General features: G+C 69.3%; 16 protein-coding genes and 1 riboswitch. Of the genes, 12 read left to right on the top strand and 4 right to left on the bottom strand.

Going from position 1 to position 15,933, the window contains the following annotated elements; translation table 11 throughout:
* The first annotated feature begins 7 nt into the window (after window positions 1-7).
* Both ABIC51_RS27100 and thpR read left to right on the top strand, forming a co-directional pair.
* Window positions 8-1,498, top strand: coding sequence for an alanine/glycine:cation symporter family protein (locus tag ABIC51_RS27100; RefSeq protein WP_175901209.1), 1,491 nt, complete (start codon window positions 8-10; stop codon window positions 1,496-1,498).
* The gene (gene thpR, locus ABIC51_RS27095) at window positions 1,495-2,073 is read left to right on the top strand and encodes an RNA 2',3'-cyclic phosphodiesterase (protein WP_175901206.1); all 579 of its coding nucleotides are present in this window, start codon (window positions 1,495-1,497) and stop codon (window positions 2,071-2,073) included. Before ABIC51_RS27100 ends, thpR begins: the two co-directional genes overlap by 4 nt.
* Before the next feature lie 108 nt (window positions 2,074-2,181).
* Here the strand turns inward: thpR and ABIC51_RS27090 are convergent, their stop codons facing one another.
* The 4 genes from ABIC51_RS27090 to ABIC51_RS27075 form a co-directional block, all read right to left on the bottom strand.
* On the bottom strand, window positions 2,182-3,516 hold the full coding sequence (locus ABIC51_RS27090; RefSeq protein ID WP_060194609.1) for a D-amino acid dehydrogenase: 1,335 nt from the start codon (window positions 3,514-3,516) through the stop codon (window positions 2,182-2,184).
* A gap of 25 nt (window positions 3,517-3,541) precedes the next feature.
* Window positions 3,542-4,804 carry an MFS transporter gene (locus ABIC51_RS27085; protein WP_027788552.1) on the bottom strand — a complete coding sequence of 421 codons (1,263 nt, stop codon included), beginning with the start codon at window positions 4,802-4,804 and terminating at the stop codon, window positions 3,542-3,544.
* 244 nt (window positions 4,805-5,048) lie between these two features.
* Window positions 5,049-5,825 carry an SDR family NAD(P)-dependent oxidoreductase gene (locus tag ABIC51_RS27080; protein WP_059698117.1) on the bottom strand — a complete coding sequence of 259 codons (777 nt, stop codon included), beginning with the start codon at window positions 5,823-5,825 and terminating at the stop codon, window positions 5,049-5,051.
* Complete coding sequence (locus ABIC51_RS27075; protein ID WP_059698116.1) at window positions 5,822-7,591, bottom strand: ABC transporter ATP-binding protein/permease; 1,770 nt, start codon at window positions 7,589-7,591, stop codon at window positions 5,822-5,824. The genes ABIC51_RS27080 and ABIC51_RS27075 overlap by 4 nt, the downstream gene beginning before the upstream one ends.
* Before the next feature lie 269 nt (window positions 7,592-7,860).
* A riboswitch (TPP riboswitch) is annotated at window positions 7,861-7,984 on the top strand.
* A gap of 225 nt (window positions 7,985-8,209) precedes the next feature.
* Here ABIC51_RS27075 and ABIC51_RS27070 point away from each other — a divergent pair.
* The 10 genes from ABIC51_RS27070 (at window position 8,210) to ABIC51_RS27025 (ending at window position 15,807) form a co-directional block, all read left to right on the top strand.
* Window positions 8,210-9,346, top strand: a complete 1,137-nt coding sequence (locus tag ABIC51_RS27070; protein WP_027788549.1) for an FAD-dependent oxidoreductase — start codon at window positions 8,210-8,212, stop codon at window positions 9,344-9,346.
* A 32-nt stretch (window positions 9,347-9,378) separates the two neighbouring features.
* Complete coding sequence (gene thiS / locus ABIC51_RS27065; protein ID WP_011350713.1) at window positions 9,379-9,576, top strand: sulfur carrier protein ThiS; 198 nt, start codon at window positions 9,379-9,381, stop codon at window positions 9,574-9,576.
* 38 nt (window positions 9,577-9,614) lie between these two features.
* A complete protein-coding gene (locus ABIC51_RS27060; protein ID WP_021163925.1) occupies window positions 9,615-10,430 on the top strand; it encodes a thiazole synthase in 816 nt (271 codons plus the stop codon).
* Window positions 10,427-11,551 (top strand): thiamine phosphate synthase, encoded by a 1,125-nt coding sequence (gene thiE, locus ABIC51_RS27055; RefSeq protein ID WP_175901203.1) that lies wholly within the window; start codon window positions 10,427-10,429, stop codon window positions 11,549-11,551. Before ABIC51_RS27060 ends, thiE begins: the two co-directional genes overlap by 4 nt.
* Before the next feature lie 84 nt (window positions 11,552-11,635).
* Window positions 11,636-12,457: an ABC transporter ATP-binding protein gene (locus ABIC51_RS27050; RefSeq protein ID WP_014898316.1), complete on the top strand. Its 822-nt coding sequence runs from the start codon at window positions 11,636-11,638 to the stop codon at window positions 12,455-12,457.
* Window positions 12,454-13,221 carry a lipid asymmetry maintenance ABC transporter permease subunit MlaE gene (gene mlaE / locus ABIC51_RS27045; RefSeq protein ID WP_021164333.1) on the top strand — a complete coding sequence of 256 codons (768 nt, stop codon included), beginning with the start codon at window positions 12,454-12,456 and terminating at the stop codon, window positions 13,219-13,221. The genes ABIC51_RS27050 and mlaE overlap by 4 nt, the downstream gene beginning before the upstream one ends.
* A 24-nt stretch (window positions 13,222-13,245) precedes the next feature.
* Entirely contained in the window at window positions 13,246-13,797 is a 552-nt protein-coding gene (gene mlaD / locus ABIC51_RS27040) for an outer membrane lipid asymmetry maintenance protein MlaD (protein WP_060082835.1), read from the top strand.
* 31 nt (window positions 13,798-13,828) lie between these two features.
* The gene (locus tag ABIC51_RS27035; protein WP_027788546.1) at window positions 13,829-14,794 is read left to right on the top strand and encodes an MlaA family lipoprotein; all 966 of its coding nucleotides are present in this window, start codon (window positions 13,829-13,831) and stop codon (window positions 14,792-14,794) included.
* 111 nt (window positions 14,795-14,905) lie between these two features.
* Complete coding sequence (locus ABIC51_RS27030; protein ID WP_027788545.1) at window positions 14,906-15,535, top strand: MlaC/ttg2D family ABC transporter substrate-binding protein; 630 nt, start codon at window positions 14,906-14,908, stop codon at window positions 15,533-15,535.
* Complete coding sequence (locus ABIC51_RS27025) at window positions 15,532-15,807, top strand: STAS domain-containing protein (protein WP_027788544.1); 276 nt, start codon at window positions 15,532-15,534, stop codon at window positions 15,805-15,807. Before ABIC51_RS27030 ends, ABIC51_RS27025 begins: the two co-directional genes overlap by 4 nt.
* Window positions 15,808-15,933 lie beyond the last annotated feature (126 nt).

Here is a 15,933-nt window from a genome sequence, read left to right as displayed (position 1 = left end):
AAACCGGATGGAAGCACTCCTGCATGGGCTGATCGACGCCGTCAATGGCGTGTTGTGGAACTACGTGCTGATCGCGCTGCTGCTCGGCGCCGGTGCGTGGTTCACGTTGCGGTTCCGGATGATCCAGCTGAAGGCGCTGTTCCTCAGCATGAAACTGGTCGGCAGCAAGGGCGAGCCGGGCAGCATCTCGTCGTTCCAGGCGTTCGCGACCGGGCTCGCGAGCCGTGTCGGCACCGGCAACATCGCGGGCGTCGCGGTCGCGCTGACGGTCGGCGGGCCGGGCGCGATCTTCTGGATGTGGATGACGGCGCTGGTCGGGATGTCGTCCGCGTTCGTCGAGGCGACGCTCGCGCAGATCTTCAAGGTGTCGCACCCGGACGGTAGTTATCGCGGCGGCCCCGCGTACTACATCCAGACGGGCCTGCGCTCGCGCGGCTTCGGCGTGCTGTTCTCGCTGTCGCTGATCCTCGCGTTCGGTTTCGTGTTCAACGCGGTGCAGGCGAACGCGATCGCCGACGCATTCCATACGTCGTTCGGCTGGAGCCGCGAGACGGTCGGCCTCGGCCTCGTGCTGCTGTCCGCGCCGATCATCTTCGGCGGCATCCGCCGCATCGCGACGGTCGCGCAGGTGATCGTGCCGCTGATGGCGATCGGCTATCTCGCGCTCGCGGTCTATGCGGTCGCGACGCACATCGCGCTCGTGCCGGACGTGATCGCGCTGATCGTGAGGAGCGCATTCGGTCTCGAGCAGGCGGCAGGCGGCCTGACCGGCTACGCGGTCAGCCAGGCAATCGCGATCGGCGTGAAGCGCGGGCTGTTCTCGAACGAAGCGGGGATGGGCAGCGCGCCGAACGCGGCCGCGACCGCGAGCACGCGGCACCCCGTCACGCAGGGGCTGATCCAGATGCTCGGCGTGTTCGTCGACACGATCGTGATCTGCAGCGCGACCGCGTTCGTGATCCTGCTGTCGGGCCAGTACGAGCTCGGCACGGGGATGGAAGGCGCGGCGCTCACGCAGCGCGCGATCTCGAGCCACGTCGGCGACTGGGGCGGCATCTACATGGCCGTCGCGATCTTCTTCCTCGCGTTTTCGTCGGTGATCGGCAACTACGCGTATGCGGAGGGCAACGTCGAATTCATCACGAAGCGGCGCGGCGTGCTGCCGCTGTTCCGTGTCGCGGTGCTCGGCATGGTGATGTTCGGCAGCGTCGGGCAACTGCCGCTCGTCTGGGCGATGGCCGATACGAGCATGGGGTTGATGGCGATCATCAACCTGATCGCGATCCTCGCGCTCGGCAAGCATGCGCACGCCGCATGGGCCGACTATCGTCGCCAGCGCGCGGCGGGCATCGCCGATCCGGTATTCACGCGCAACACGATCCCCGAACTCGCGCGTGTGCTGCCGGCCGACGTGTGGGGCGAGCACGGCCCGCTGCCGCGGCGTCCCGCTTCGGCTCAAACGGCACGCGCCCCGCGTGCCGCGGTGAGCGAGTCATGAACGGCGACCGGCTTCGTGCGTTCGTCGCGCTGATGCCCGATGCGGCTTCGCGCGACGCGCTGCACGCGTTGCCGGTCACCCGCGGAGCGCGGCGCACGCAGTCCGCGCAACTGCACATGACGCTCGCGTTCATCGGCGCGATCGAACGGGACCGATGCGAGGCGCTGGCCGCGCATCTGCCCGCGCTTGCGGCCGCCCATGCGCTGCCGTTGCTGCCGGTCGAGCGGATCGCGTGGTGGCCGAGCCTGCCGCGCGCGAGGCTGATCGTCGCGGAGCTCGCGGCCGATCCGGCCTGCCTGGCGCTGAATGCCGGGCTGGTCGCGCTGCTGGGCGAACTCGGCGTGCCGGCCGACCGGCGGCCGTTCCGGCCGCACGTGACGCTCGCGCGGCTGCCGCGCGATGCGGTCGGCCAGCCCGCGCACGGCGGTGCGCCCGGGCGGGCGGTCGCGGTGCGTGTCGACGCGCTGACGTTGTTCGAAAGCCGGCTGTCGCACGAGGGCGTGACGCATCGGCCGGTCGCATCCGCGCCGATCGCATGGGCGGACGGCGAGGCGGACGGTCTGGCGCCGCAGTGAGCGGCTTGCGCGCCGCGGTGTGATTGCCGGACGCGGTGTGTATCGCGTCGGCGATATCGTCCGGCCAGCCGTGCCAGCCGTGCCAGCCGCTCCACCGCGCCACCAGCCCTACCGGCCGTAGCGCGCGAGCGTCAGGCCCGACAAGTCGATCTCCGGTTCCCGCCCCGTGACGAGATCCGCCACCACCTTCCCCGACCCCATCGACATCGCCCAGCCCGTCGAGCCGTGGCCGACGTTGAGCCAGAGCCCGTCGATCCCGCTCGCGCCGAGCAGCGGCGGCCCGTCGGGCGTCATCGGCCGGCGGCCGACCCAGAAGCGCGCCGATGCGCGATCGGCCGCGTGCGGGAACCAGTCGTCGAGCACCTTCATCAGCGTATCGAGCGCCTGCCGGCGCAGCGCTGCGTGCCGGTTGCCGAGTTCCGCGGTACCCGCGACGCGCAACGTCGGGCCGAAGCGCGTGATCGCCGTCTTCAGCGATTCGTCCATCAGCGCGGCATGCGGCGCTTTTTCGTCGTCGACGACGGAGAGCGTCGCCGAGTAACCCTTCACCGGATAGAGCGGCACGTCGATGCCGTGCGGCCGCAGCAGTGCGGCGCTGTCGACGCCGAGCGCGACGACGATCGCGTCGGCGGCGAGCCGCGCGTCGCGTTGCTTGCCGCCGGCGTTCGATGCGTGCGGATGCGCTCGCGCGCGATCCGGCGTATCGCCATCCTCGTTGCCGTTACCGACGATCCGCACGCCGCGCACCCGGCCCGCTTCAACGTCGAGCGCCTGCACGTCCGTGTGAAAGCGGAACGTCACGCCGTTTGCTTCGCACAGCGCCCGCAGTTCACGCGTAAAGCGCGCGCAGTCGCCCGCTTCGTCGTCGGGCAGGTAGATGCCGCCGACGGGCGCCTGCCGCGCCCAGCGCAGTCCCGGCTCGATCGCCGTGCAGCCGGCCGCATCGAGCTCGCGAAACGCGATGCCGGCGTCGCGCAGCACCTTCAGCGCGGGCTGCACCATCTGCACGTCGAACGCGCCCCGCAGCAGCTGGAGGTAGCCCCGGCTCGCGCCGTAGTCGAACGGATGCCGGTCGCGAAACGCGTGCAGGCATGCGCGGCTGTAATAGGCGATGCGCTGCATCCGCTGCTTGTTCACACGAAACCGCTCGAATTCGCATTCGCGCAGCCAGCGCGCGATCCAGCGCCACTGCGCGGCTTCGAGCGTCGGCCGGAAGATCAGCGGCGACGCGGGCTCGAACAGGTACTTGAGGATCTTGCCGGGCATCCCAGGGGCGGCCCACGGCGTCACGTAGCCGGGCGCGATCACGCCCGCGTTGCCGAGGCTCGTCGCCTGCGCGACATCGGCCTCGCGTTCGATCACGGTGACCTCGCAACCGGCTTCGCGCAGGTGCCAGGCAGTGGTGACGCCGATCACGCCGGCGCCGAGAACGATCACGTGCATGCGGTTTCCGGAACGTGGCGGTTGCTCAGGACGCGACGGCCGGATCGTCGACGAGCGACTTGCCGCGCGTTTCCGGCAGGACGAGCGCCGCGACGATCACGAGCAGGTAGCCGCCGCCCGCGACGAGGCCGATCGCCTTCACGAGCGACATCGACTGCGACAGCGAGCCGACGAGGATCGGGAAGAACGAGCCGAGCCCGCGCCCGAGGTTGTAGCAGAAACCCTGGCCCGAGCCGCGGATCGCACCGGGATACAGCTCCGACAGGTACGCGCCGACGCCCGCGAAGATCCCTTGCACGACGATCCCGAGCGGGAAGCCGAGCAGCAGCATCGCGGTGTCGGTGATCGGCAGCATCGTGTACGCCATGCCGAGCGAGAACGAGCCGATCGCGAACAGGATGAACGACGCGCGGCGGCCGAGCCGGTCGGACAGGATCGCGCCGACCACGTAGCCCACGAACGAGCCGACGATCAGCACGACGAGATAGCCGCTCGTATTGAACACCGACAGGTGGCGGACGGTTTTCAGGTAGGTGGGCAGCCACGTCGTGATCGCGTAGTAGCCGCCCAGCATCCCGGTGCACAGCGCGCTGCCGAACAGCGTCGCGCGCAGGTGCGGCGGCGAGAAGATCTCGAGGAAGTGGCCCGACACGCGGCCTTCGTCGCGCGCGCGGCGGGTGGCCGTGTAGATGTCCGGATCGCTGACGTTGCGGCGGATGTACAGGATCCACAGCGCGGGCGCGATGCCGATCCAGAAGCATGCGCGCCATGCGACCTGCTCGGGCAGCAGCGCGAAGAACGCCCAGTAGAGGATCGCGGCCGCGCCCCAGCCGAACGACCAGCTGCTCTGCACGGTGCCGACGGCTTTCGCGCGGTGTTCGGGCGAGCGGATCGTCTCGGCCATCATGATCGTCACGACCGACCATTCGCCGCCGAAGCCGAAGCCCTGCAGCGTGCGTGTCGCGAGCAGTTGCCAGAACGAGTGGGTGAAGCCGGACAGGCACGTGAACAGCGCGAACGTCGCGATCGTCCACTGCAGCACGCGCACGCGGCCGTAGCGGTCGGCGAGGATGCCGGCGACCCAGCCGCCGAGCGCCGACGAGATCAGCGAGCTCGTCGCGATCATCCCGGCCTCGCTCTTCGTCATGCCCCAGGCTGCGATGAGCGTCGGAATCAGGAACGAATAAATCATGAAGTCGAACGCATCGACCGCGTAGCCGCCGAATCCGGCATACAGCGTCCTGCGTTCGCGTGTCGACAGCTCGTCGAACCACTGGAATGCCTGCATGCTTGCCGTCCCCCTGTTGTCTCGTCCTGTCTCGCGCTGCCGCGTGGCGGTTATTTTACGGGTGGGGAGCGGGGCGCCAAAAAGACGGGAGCGCGCGATGGCGCGGCGGGCGGCGAGGGTGGGAGGGCTGCGTGGAACGGGGCGGGTGTTCCGGGAACGTGCGAGCGCCGATCGCGCTCGCGTGCCACGCCAACGTCGGTGGCAGCGACGTCCCGCGCGTCCGCACGACGTACGGCCGCTCGATTCAGAGCGTCAGGCCGCCGTCGATGTGGACGATCTGCCCGGTGATCTGTCGCGCCGCATCCGACAGCAGGAACGCGATCAGCGCGGCGACGTCGTCGGGTTCGGCGATCCGGCCGAGCGGTGTCGCCTGTTCGGCCTGCGCCCACGCGTCGGCGTTGCCGGCGCTCGGCCCGTGGTCCTTGCGCGTGAAGCCCGGCGCGACTGCGTTGACGGTGATGCCGCGCGCGGCGAATTCGGCGGCGGCGGTGCGCACCAGCGATTCGAGCGCGGCCTTCGCGGCAGCGGTGGCCGCGAACGGCGCGTCGGCGCGGTAGCGGTGCGCGACGAACGAACTGACCGCGACGATCCGCGGCGCGGCCGACGCCTCGAGCAGCGGCCGCGCGCGGCCGGCGAGCGCGGAGAACGCGCCGGGCATCGCCGCGAAGGCGGACGCGAGCGCGTCCGTGGAAAGACCGGAAAAGGATTGCCGCGCGGCGAAGCCGGCGTTGGCGACGAGATGATCGAGCCCGCCGAAGCGCGTGGCGGCGGCATCGACGAGCGACGCGGCCACGCCTGGCTCGCCGAGATCGCCGGTGAGCGTGACGCACTCCGCACCGGCCGCCGTGCACGCGCGGGCGACTTCGGCGAGCCGCGCGCGTGCCGCTTCGTCCGCGCCGCGTGCGTGCAGCGCCAGCGCGATGCCGGGCGCCGCGAGCCGCCGCGCGAGCGCCGCGCCGATCCCCGAACCGGCGCCGGTGATCAGCGCGATCCGGGCGACGTGCGCGGCGCGTGGCTTCACGCCGCGACCTTGTCGCTGTCGTTCACGCGCTCGACGTTGATCGTGCCGGCGTGGAACGCGGCCAGCGACTCGCGGTGCGCGATGCTGACGATCGCGGCCTTCGGCAGCCGTTCGGCGAACAGGTGGTACAGGCGCGCCTCGTTGTCGGCGTCGAGCGCGCTCGTCGCTTCGTCGAGGAACAGGAAGTCGGGCTTGTGCAGCAGCACGCGCGCGCCGGCAAGGCGCTGCTGTTCGCCCGGCGACAGCACGCGGGTCCAGTGCGCGGTCTCGTCGAGGCGCTCGGCATAATCCTCGAGGCGGCATGCGCGCAGCGCGTCGCGGCAGGCTTCGTCGCTGAACGCGTCGGCCGTCGCCGGATAGGTGAGCGCGGCCTTCAGCGTGCCGATCGGCAGATAGCTCGTTTGCGGCACGAACATCATCCGCGCGCCGACCGGCGCATCGATCGCGCCGTCGCCGAACGGCCAGAGCCCCGCGAGCGCGCGCATGAACGTGCTCTTGCCGGAACCCGACTTGCCGATCACGAGCCAGCGCGAGCCGGGCTCGATCGTGACGCTGCCGATGTTCGCGAGCGCGTTGCCGTTCGGCAGCGCGAGCTTGAGCGACGACGTCGACAGTTTCGCGCCGTCGACGTAATGCAGGTTGATGCCGCCGTGCTCGGTCGCGGGCGACAGGCTTTCCTTCAGGTGCGACGTGCCCATCACGCGCTTGAATTCGCGCAGACGGTTGACGGTGGCGCGCCATTCGACGAGGGTCGAGTAACTGTTGATGAACCACGAGAACGAATCGCTGACGGTGCCGAACGCGGACGAGATCTGCATCAGCACGCCGAACGAGAACGCGCCCGCGAAATAGCGCGGCGCGGCGACGACGAGCGGGAAGATGATCGCGATCTGCCCGTAGAAGCTCAGCACGAACGTGAGCCGCTTCGTGTACTTCATCACGCGCCACCAGTTGTCGCGGATGCGCATGAAGAGGTTTTGCGCGTTGCCGGTCTCGGTCTTCTCGCCGTCGTAGAACGCGATCTGCTCGGCGTTCTCGCGCACGCGGATCAGCCCGAAGCGGAAGTCGGCCTCGACGCGCTGCTGCTGGTAGTTGATCGACACGAGCGGGTGGCCGACCTTCTGGATGATCAGCGAGCCGACCACCGCGTACAGCGCTGCCGCCCACACCATGTAGCCTGGGATCGTGATCGGCGTCGCGCCGAGCGAGAACGTCAGCGCGCCGGCGAGCGACCACAGGATCGTGATGAACGACACGAGCGTGACGACCGTCGACAGCAGGTCGAGCGACAGCGCGAGCGTGGTCGTCGAGAACGACTGAAGGTCGTCGGTGATCCGCTGGTCGGGGTTGTCGGCGAGACGGTCACGTTCGATCCGGTAGAACGCGCGATCGCCGAGCCACTGGCCGAGAAAACGGTCGGTGAGCCACTGGCGCCAGCGGAAGCCGAGCATCTGCCGCAGGTAGCGGCCGTACACGGCGAGGATGATGAAGGCAAACGCGAGCGCGGAGAACTGCATCAGCAGGTTCGGGAAGTCGTGGACGTCCTTCGACTGCAGCGCGTTGTAGAACTCCGCGTTCCACTTGTTGAGCCGGACGTTGATCCAGACCACGCAGAGGTTGATCGCGATGATCGCGACCAGCAGGCCCCATGCGATTTTCCATTCGGACGATACCCAGTAGGGCTTGATGAGGCTCCATGCGGATACCGGGCGCTCGTCCTGCGGCGCGTCGGAGGCGGAGCGGACGGGATCGATCGATTGGGTCATGTGCTTCCTGATGAGTAGCCGGCGCGCGGGCCGGGCGAAGCCGGGCGCGCGCCGCGATACGGCATGCCGGGACGCGGCGCCGACTGACGGCGGGCGTCCGGATGGTCGCCCGCGTGTCTTAAACGGCACTTAAGGCCGGCGGTGACGCGGCAACCGGCCGCTCGCGCGGCCGGCCTGCGGGCATTGTGCCAGAGCGGCGCGGCACGACGGCGAATTTGCCGCAAGGGGGACAGTTTGCGGCGCTTTCCGCTTTTATGGTCTAATGGCCGACGACGAAACAGGGGTGCTTTGTAGCGCGGCCGGCGGATGTTCCGGGCAGCGCAATGAGGCTGAGAAAGACCCTTCGCACCCGATCCGGGTAATACCGGCGAGGGAAGTTTCTGATCCCGCCGGGTCGCGCTGGCTGCCATCCCACATGGTCAGCGCCCGAGTCCCGCCCGGCCGGCCTTTGCTGCCGGTTTCGTCCTTTTGGGTACGCGCATTGCGCGTTACGGAAGGAATGATGACCGCACAATCTTCAGTCTTTTGCATGGTTCCCGGCCCGATGTCGCGTGCGTTCGCATGCGGCGGCGCGTGCGCGTCGACGTTCGTCGAGCGCGCCCGTGCGGAGGGGGCGCGATGAACGTCCGGGACACCCGCCCCGATTTCGCGGTGCTCGGCGGCGGCCTCGTCGGCCGTCTGATCGCATGGCGGCTCGCAGGCGACGGCCATCGCGTCGCGCTTTACGAGCGCGGCGGCCCGGACGGCGAGCAGTCGGCCGCGTGGATCGCGGCCGCCATGCTCGCACCGCTCGCGGAAGCGGCGAGCGCGGAGCTGCTGATCACCGAGCTCGGCGCCGCGTCGCTCGCGCGCTGGCCGCAGTGGCTCGCGGAACTGCCCGAACCCGTCTTCTTCCAGCATCACGGCACGCTCGTCGTCTGGCATCACGCGGACCGCGCGGAGGCGCCGCTGTTCGAGCGGCGCGTGCGCGCGAACGCGCCGGCCGGCCTGTTCGACAGCGGTTTCGTGACCCTCGCCGGCGCGCAGGTCGACGCGGCCGAGCCGGTGCTCGCGGGCCGTTTCGCGCGCGGCCTGCTGCTGCCGAACGAAGGCCAGCTCGACAATCGCCAGGCGCTGCGCGCGCTCGCGGCCGGCCTCGCCGAGCGCGGCGTCGACCTGCACTGGCACGTCACGATCGACGATGCGAACCTGCCCGCCGCGCATTTCACGATCGATTGCCGCGGGCTCGGCGCGAAACCCGCGCTGCCCGCGTTGCGCGGCATCCGCGGCGAAGTCGCGCGCGTGCGCGCCCCCGGCATCGGGCTCACCCGGCCCGTGCGGCTGCTGCATCCGCGCTACCCGCTCTATATCGCACCGAAGCAGGACGATCTCTACGTGATCGGCGCGACCGAGGTGGAGGGCGAGGACATGTCGCCCGTCAGCGTGCGCTCCGCGCTCGAACTGCTGAGCGCGGCGTTCTCCGTGCATCCGGCGTTCGGCGAGGCGCGCATCCTCGAACTCAATGCGCAGTGCCGGCCGACGCTGCCCGATCATCGCCCGGCGGTGATCTGGGATGGTGCGTCGACGCTCGCCGTCAACGGCCTGTACCGGCACGGCTTCATGATCGCGCCGGAAGTGGCGCACGCGGCCGTCGCGCTTGCCGAAGCCGCGCTCGGCGGCGCGTTCGGCGATCCCGACGCGTTCGCCGCGTGGCGTGGCGCCGAGCGCTGGCCGACGCTCCTTCATCACCGCAACGACGCGCGCCAGCCGGCCTGACGCGCACCGCCGACCGAATTCGACGAAGCCTCATGGACATCCAGATCAACCAACAGAACCTGACGTTGCCCGACGGCGCAACGGTGGCCGACGCGCTCGCCGCGTACGGTGCGCGTCCGCCGTACGCGGTCGCGCTGAACGGCAACTTCGTCGCGCGCACGCAGCATGCGGCGCGCGCACTCGCGGCGGGCGACAAGCTCGACGTCGTGCACCCGGTCGCGGGCGGCTGAGCGCCGCCGGTTCGTCCCCGCTCTTTCAGGAAAACGACATGACGTCCCTCACCTCCGCCGACGCGCTGACGCTGTACGGCGAAACCTTCGCAAGCCGCGTGCTGATCGGCACGTCGCGCTATCCGTCGCTGCAGTCGCTGTCCGATTCGATCGCCGCGTCGCGCCCCGGGATGGTGACGGTCGCGCTGCGCCGCCAGATGACGGGCGGCACGGCCGAAGCCGGCTTCTTCGATCTGCTCAAGCGTCACGCGGTGCCGCTCTTGCCGAACACGGCCGGCTGCCAGACCGTCGCCGAAGCCGTGACGACCGCGCACATGGCGCGCGAGGTCTTCGGCACCGACTGGATCAAGCTCGAACTGATCGGCGACGACTACACGCTGCAGCCCGATCCGGTCGGCCTGATCGAGGCGGCCGCGCAACTGGTCAAGGACGGTTTCAAGGTGCTGCCGTACTGCACCGAGGATCTCGTGATCGGCCGGCGCCTGCTCGACGCCGGCTGCGAGGCGCTGATGCCGTGGGGCGCGCCGATCGGCACCGGCAAGGGCGTCGTGAACCCGTACGGGCTGCGCGTGCTGCGCGAGCGCCTGCCGGACGTGCCGCTGATCGTCGACGCCGGGCTCGGCGTGCCGTCGCACGCGTGCCAGGTGATGGAATGGGGCTTCGACGGCGTGTTGCTGAACACGGCCGTCTCGCAGGCCACGCACCCGGAGATCATGGCGCGTGCGTTCGCGCAGGGCGTCGAGGCCGGCCGTGCTGCGTATCTCGCCGGGCCGATGGATGCGCGCGAGACCGCGCACGCCAGCACGCCGGTCGTCGGGATGCCGTTCTGGCACCAGGACGGGGGCGGCGCATGAGCGTGCGTTTCGCCGATGCATTCTGGCCGCCGGCCGACGAACTGGCCGAAGCGGCCGAACGGATTCGCGCCCGGCTGGGCGACTGGCCGGGCGCCGCCGCGCCGTGGCGGCTTTGCGTCGCGGTGCCCGACGCGCCGGCCGACGGCGACGTGCTGATCGTTTCGGCCGGCGACCGCGCCGCGCAGGCACGCGCGTCGGCCGCGTCGCGGCCCGCGGCGCCGGGCGCGGTCGCGATCGAATTCGACGAGCAGGGCGCGGTACTGCACACGGCGGGCGCGCGCTACGCGCTCGACGCCGCGCATCCGCTCGCGGACGACTGGATTGCCGCGCTCGCCGCGTTCCTCGACTGCGGCTTTGCGCCGGTCGACGCGCTGGTGCTGGCGCTGGCCTGGCGCGACGGCGACGAAACGCGCACCGCCGATGCGTGGCCGGTCGACGCCGCGCGGTTCCCGCGTGTCGCCGGGCTGCCGGCCGCGCCGGAACCCGCGTTCGCGCCGTGCCCCGCGCAGCTCGGCCTCTATCCGGTCGTGCCGGACGCCGAATGGGTCGAGCGCGTGCTCGACTGCGGTGTGCGGACCGTGCAACTGCGCGTGAAAGGCGCGACGCCGGACACGTTGCGGCGGGAAATCGCACGCGCGGTCGCGGCCGGGCGCCGCCATCCCAATGCGCGCGTGTTCATCAACGATCACTGGCAGATCGCCGTGGAAGAGGGGGCGTACGGCGTTCATCTGGGCCAGGAAGACCTCGAAACGGCCGATCTGGCCGCGATCGCGCGCGCAGGCCTGCGGCTCGGACTTTCGAGCCACGGTTATTACGAAATGTTGCGGGCATTGCACGAGCGCCCGAGCTACCTCGCGCTCGGCCCCGTGTATGCGACCGCGACCAAGGCCGTCGCCGCGCCGCCGCAGGGCCTGGCGCGGATTGCCCGCTATGCGCGCTTCGCGGGGGCGCGGGTGCCGCTCGTCGCGATCGGCGGGGTGGGGCTCGACGCGCTGCCGGCCGTGCTGGCGACGGGTGTCGGCAGTGTCGCGGTGGTCAGTGCGGTGACGGGCGCGGCCGACTATCGGGCTGCCGTTGTTGCATTGCAGCAATGTTTTCCCGGACAATTTGACAATCATTGACCGCAGGGCCCGGAACGGCGTCACGACATCATTCCAATGCAGGCCCTATAATTCGGCGTTCTGCGTAAAAGGACTGTCAGCTCCGTGAGCCCCACTCCTACCGAGACCCTGCTGGAACTTCGCGACGTCGACTTTGGCTACGGCGACCGCCTCGTCCTGTCCAACCTGAACCTGCGCTTCGGGCGTGGGCAGGTCGTCGCGGTCATGGGCGGGTCGGGTTGCGGCAAGACGACCGTGCTGCGCCTGATCGGCGGCCTCGTGCGCGCGCGCCGAGGCCAGGTGCTGTTCGACGGCGCCGATGTCGGCGCGCAAACGCGCGACGGCCTGTATGCGCTGCGCCGCAAGATGGGCATGCTGTTCCAGTTCGGCGCGTTGTTCACCGACATGTCGGTGTTCGAGAACGTCGCGTTCGCGCTGCGCGAGCATACCGACCTGCCCGAGGACCTGATCCGCGACCTCGTGCTGATGAAGCTCAACGCGGTCGGGCTGCGCGGCGCGCGCGACCTGATGCCGTCCGAGGTGTCGGGCGGGATGGCGCGCCGCATCGCGCTGGCACGCGCGATCGCGCTCGATCCGCAGCTCATCATGTACGACGAGCCGTTCGCCGGCCTCGATCCGATCTCGCTCGGCATCACCGCGAACCTGATCCGCACGCTGAACGAGGCGCTGGGCGCCACGTCGATCCTCGTCACGCACGACGTGCCCGAATCGTTCGCGATCGCCGACTACGTGTATTTCCTGGCCAACGGCGGCGTGCTCGCGCAGGGGACGCCCGACGAGCTGCGCGCGTCGACCGATCCGAGCGTGCGGCAGTTCATCGACGGCGCGCCGGACGGCCCGTTCAAATTTCATTACACGAGCCCGCCGCTGGCGGCGGATTTCGGGCTCGGCGGAGGGCGCGCATGATCAGCGCGATCGGACGTTACGTCATCGGCGGCCTCGAGCGCGCGGGCTACGGCACGCGGCTGTTCGTGCGCCTCGTGCTGGAATTCTTCCCGCTGCTGCGCCGGCCGCGGCTGGTCACGAAGCAGATCCATTTCCTCGGCAACTATTCGTTCGTGATCATCGCCGTGTCGGGGCTGTTCGTCGGCTTCGTGCTCGGCCTGCAGGGGTACTACACGCTGAACCGCTACGGTTCCGAGCAGGCGCTCGGCCTGCTGGTCGCGCTGTCGCTCGTGCGCGAGCTCGGGCCGGTCGTCACCGCGCTGCTGTTCGCGGGCCGCGCGGGCACGTCGCTCACGGCCGAGATCGGTCTGATGAAAGCCGGCGAGCAGCTCACCGCGCTCGAGATGATGGCGGTGGACCCGATCAAGAACGTGATCGCGCCGCGCCTGTGGGCGGGCATCATCGCGATGCCGCTCCTGGCCGCGATCTTCAACGCGGTCGGCGTGCTCGGCGGTTACTTCGTCGGTGTCGTGCTGATCGGCGTCGATCCGGGTGCGTTCTGGTCGCAGATGCAGGGCGGGGTCCAGGTCTGGGCCGACGTCGGCAACGGCGTGATCAAGAGCATCGTGTTCGGGTTCGCCGTGACCTTCATTGCACTGTTTCAAGGGTATGAAGCGAAGCCCACGCCCGAGGGCGTGTCGCGCGCGACGACCAAGACGGTCGTGTTCGCGTCGCTCGCCGTACTCGGCCTCGATTTCCTGCTGACCGCGCTGATGTTCAGCTAAGCCTCAGCCAAGCCAAATTTTGGGATGACGATGAAAAAGACTGCTCTCGACTTCTGGGTCGGCCTGTTCGTGGTGGTGGGCTTCCTTGCGGTGCTGTTCCTGGCGCTGAAGGTCGGCAACATGAGCTCGTTTTCGTTTCAGCCGACCTACTCGGTGAAGATGAAATTCGACAATATCGGCGGGCTGAAGCCGCGCGCGGCCGTGAAGAGCGCGGGCGTCGTGGTCGGCCGCGTGAAGGCGATCGGTTTCGACACGAACACGTACCAGGCGCTTGTCACGATCGATGTCGACGGCCAGTATCAGTTCCCGAAGGATTCGTCGGCGAAGATCCTGACGTCGGGCCTGCTCGGCGAGCAATATATCGGCCTCGATCCGGGCGGCGACACCGAAATGCTGAAGTCGGGCGATACGATCACGATGACGCAATCGGCGATCGTGCTCGAGAACCTGATCGGCCAGTTCCTGTACAGCAAGGCCGCCGATGCGGGCGGTGCGAAGCCGGCAGCCGGCGCGCCGGCCGCGCCTGCACCGGTGGCGGTGCCGGCGTCGGCGGTGTCCGGTTCCGCGGCCCAATAACCACACGAGAGAATAGAAGAGGGTAATGACCATGCAGACGATCCGCATCAGGCACGCCGCGCTGGCGGTAGCGGCAGTCGCCGCGTTGAGCGGCTGCGCGACCGTGCAGACGCCGACCAAGGGCGATCCGCTCGAAGGCTTCAACCGGACGATGTACAAGTTCAACGACACGGTCGATACGTATGCGCTGAAGCCGGTCGCGAAGGGCTACCAGTACGTGGTGCCGCAGCCGGTGCGCGACAGCGTGACGAACTTCTTCTCGAACATCGGCGACGTCTACATCGCGGCGAACAACATCGTGCAGCTGCGGATCGCGGACGGCGTCGGCGACATCATGCGCGTCGTGATCAACACGGTGTTCGGCGTCGGCGGCCTGTTCGACGTCGCGACGATCGCGAAGCTGCCGAAGCACACGGCCGACTTCGGGATCACGATGGGCCGCTACGGCATGCCGTCGGGCCCGTATCTGGTGCTGCCGCTGCTCGGCCCGAGCACGCTGCGCGACACGGCCGGCCTGGGCGTCGACTACGTCGGCAACCCGCTCACCTACGTGAAGCCGGATGGCCTGAGCTGGGGCCTGTTCGGCGTGAACCTCGTCAACACGCGCGCGAACCTGCTCGGCGCGGGCGACGTGCTGGATGCCGCGGCGCTCGACAAGTATTCGTTCGTGCGTAACGCGTACCTGCAGCGTCGCCAGATGCTGATCAGCAACGCGCGCGGCGAGGCGGCCGCGACGTCGAGCAACGACGCGCTGCCGAAGTACGACTTGCCGGAAGACGGCGCGGCACCGGCGGCAGCCGGCGCGGCCGGTACGGCGGGCGCGGCAGCGGTGGGCGGCGCGACGGCGCCGGCAGGCGCATCGGGCGCGGCGGTGGCGGCACCGGCCTCGGGCACGGCCGAATCGCCGAACCCGGCCAGCGAAACGAACGTGCCGCCGATGCAGGTGGCGCCGCCGTCGCCGGGCGGGTTCCGCTTCCCGAGCATTCGTCTGCACTGACGGATTTACATTCGTTACAGCCAGAAACGATTCAGTCGGTAGCGTGCGCGAACTTGCGCGTAAGCTACCTGCTCCAACCTTCGCATCGACATATTCATGCAGGTCACTATGATGAAAAAACTGTTCCTGATCCCCGTTTTCGCGGCGCTGTTCTCGTTCGGCAGCGCAGCCCACGCGCAAGTCGACCAGTCGAACCCGCAGGCGCTGATCAAGACGGCGACGCAGCAGGTGCTCGACGAAGTCAAGCAGCAGACGATCAAGCAGGGCGACACCAACCGCATCATCACGATCGTCAACAAGGACATCCTGCCGTACACCGATTTCCGCCGCACCACGCAGCTCGCGATGGGCCGCAACTGGCGCGCGGCGACGGCCGAACAGCAGCAGCAGGTTCAGGAGCAGTTCAAGCTGCTGCTGATCCGCACGTATTCGGGCGCGCTGGCGCAACTGAAGCCGGACCAGCAGATCCAGTACCCGCCGTTCCGCGCCGATCCGGCCGATACCGACGTCGTGGTCAAGACGGTCGCGATGAACAACGGCCAGCCGGTCCAGATCGACTACCGCCTGTACAAGACGTCGAACGGCTGGAAGGTGTATGACCTGAACGTGCTCGGCGCATGGCTGATCCAGACGTACCAGCAGCAGTTCAACGAGAAGATCCAGCAAAGCGGCGTGGAAGGGCTGATCCAGTTCCTCACGCAGCGCAACCAGCAACTTGCCGCCGGCAAGCAAGCGTCGTGAGCGGCTTCGAAGCCGGTTCCTCGCTGACCGTCGCGAGCGCGAAGTCCGCGCTCGCGGACGGTCTTGCGCGCATCGGCGCGGGCGCGACCGCCGTCGATTGCGCGGCGCTGACGCAGTTCGACTCGTCCGCGCTCGCCGTGCTGCTCGCATGGCAACGTGCCGCCAAGGCGCGCGGCGCGACCCTCGACATCCTCAATCTCCCCCCGAAGCTCGCCAGCCTCGCGCGCGCCTACGGCGTCGACGCGCTCATCGAAGGCACCGGGCGACATTGACCCTGTCCGACCGGAGCCTGCCGCGCCAGCCGGCGCGCGCACGCTTCAGGCCGCGTGCCTCCGGCACCGGCTCCACCAGCCGGTTTGCCCTATAATCAAGCGTTTTGCGGGGCAGCCAATCGGCGT

Origin of the sequence: Burkholderia sp. 572 (assembly GCF_040545135.1) — a bacterium.
GTDB lineage: Bacteria > Pseudomonadota > Gammaproteobacteria > Burkholderiales > Burkholderiaceae > Burkholderia > Burkholderia cepacia.
The sequence above is the reverse complement of the archived record's forward strand: the minus strand, read 5'-3'. Positions and strand labels throughout refer to the sequence as shown.

Bases quoted from the DNA above. Each gene is read 5' to 3' on its own strand.
- ABIC51_RS27100 (WP_175901209.1), top strand. From the start codon at position 8: ATGGAAGCACTCCTGCATGGGCTGATCGACGCCGTCAATGGCGTGTTG.
- thpR (WP_175901206.1), top strand. From the start codon at position 1,495: ATGAACGGCGACCGGCTTCGTGCGTTCGTCGCGCTGATGCCCGATGCG.
- ABIC51_RS27090 (WP_060194609.1), bottom strand. From the start codon at position 3,516: ATGCACGTGATCGTTCTCGGCGCCGGCGTGATCGGCGTCACCACTGCC.
- ABIC51_RS27085 (WP_027788552.1), bottom strand. From the start codon at position 4,804: ATGCAGGCATTCCAGTGGTTCGACGAGCTGTCGACACGCGAACGCAGG.
- ABIC51_RS27075 (WP_059698116.1), bottom strand. From the start codon at position 7,591: ATGACCCAATCGATCGATCCCGTCCGCTCCGCCTCCGACGCGCCGCAG.
- ABIC51_RS27070 (WP_027788549.1), top strand. From the start codon at position 8,210: ATGAACGTCCGGGACACCCGCCCCGATTTCGCGGTGCTCGGCGGCGGC.
- thiS (WP_011350713.1), top strand. From the start codon at position 9,379: ATGGACATCCAGATCAACCAACAGAACCTGACGTTGCCCGACGGCGCA.
- ABIC51_RS27060 (WP_021163925.1), top strand. From the start codon at position 9,615: ATGACGTCCCTCACCTCCGCCGACGCGCTGACGCTGTACGGCGAAACC.
- thiE (WP_175901203.1), top strand. From the start codon at position 10,427: ATGAGCGTGCGTTTCGCCGATGCATTCTGGCCGCCGGCCGACGAACTG.
- mlaE (WP_021164333.1), top strand. From the start codon at position 12,454: ATGATCAGCGCGATCGGACGTTACGTCATCGGCGGCCTCGAGCGCGCG.
- mlaD (WP_060082835.1), top strand. From the start codon at position 13,246: ATGACGATGAAAAAGACTGCTCTCGACTTCTGGGTCGGCCTGTTCGTG.
- ABIC51_RS27035 (WP_027788546.1), top strand. From the start codon at position 13,829: ATGCAGACGATCCGCATCAGGCACGCCGCGCTGGCGGTAGCGGCAGTC.
- ABIC51_RS27030 (WP_027788545.1), top strand. From the start codon at position 14,906: ATGAAAAAACTGTTCCTGATCCCCGTTTTCGCGGCGCTGTTCTCGTTC.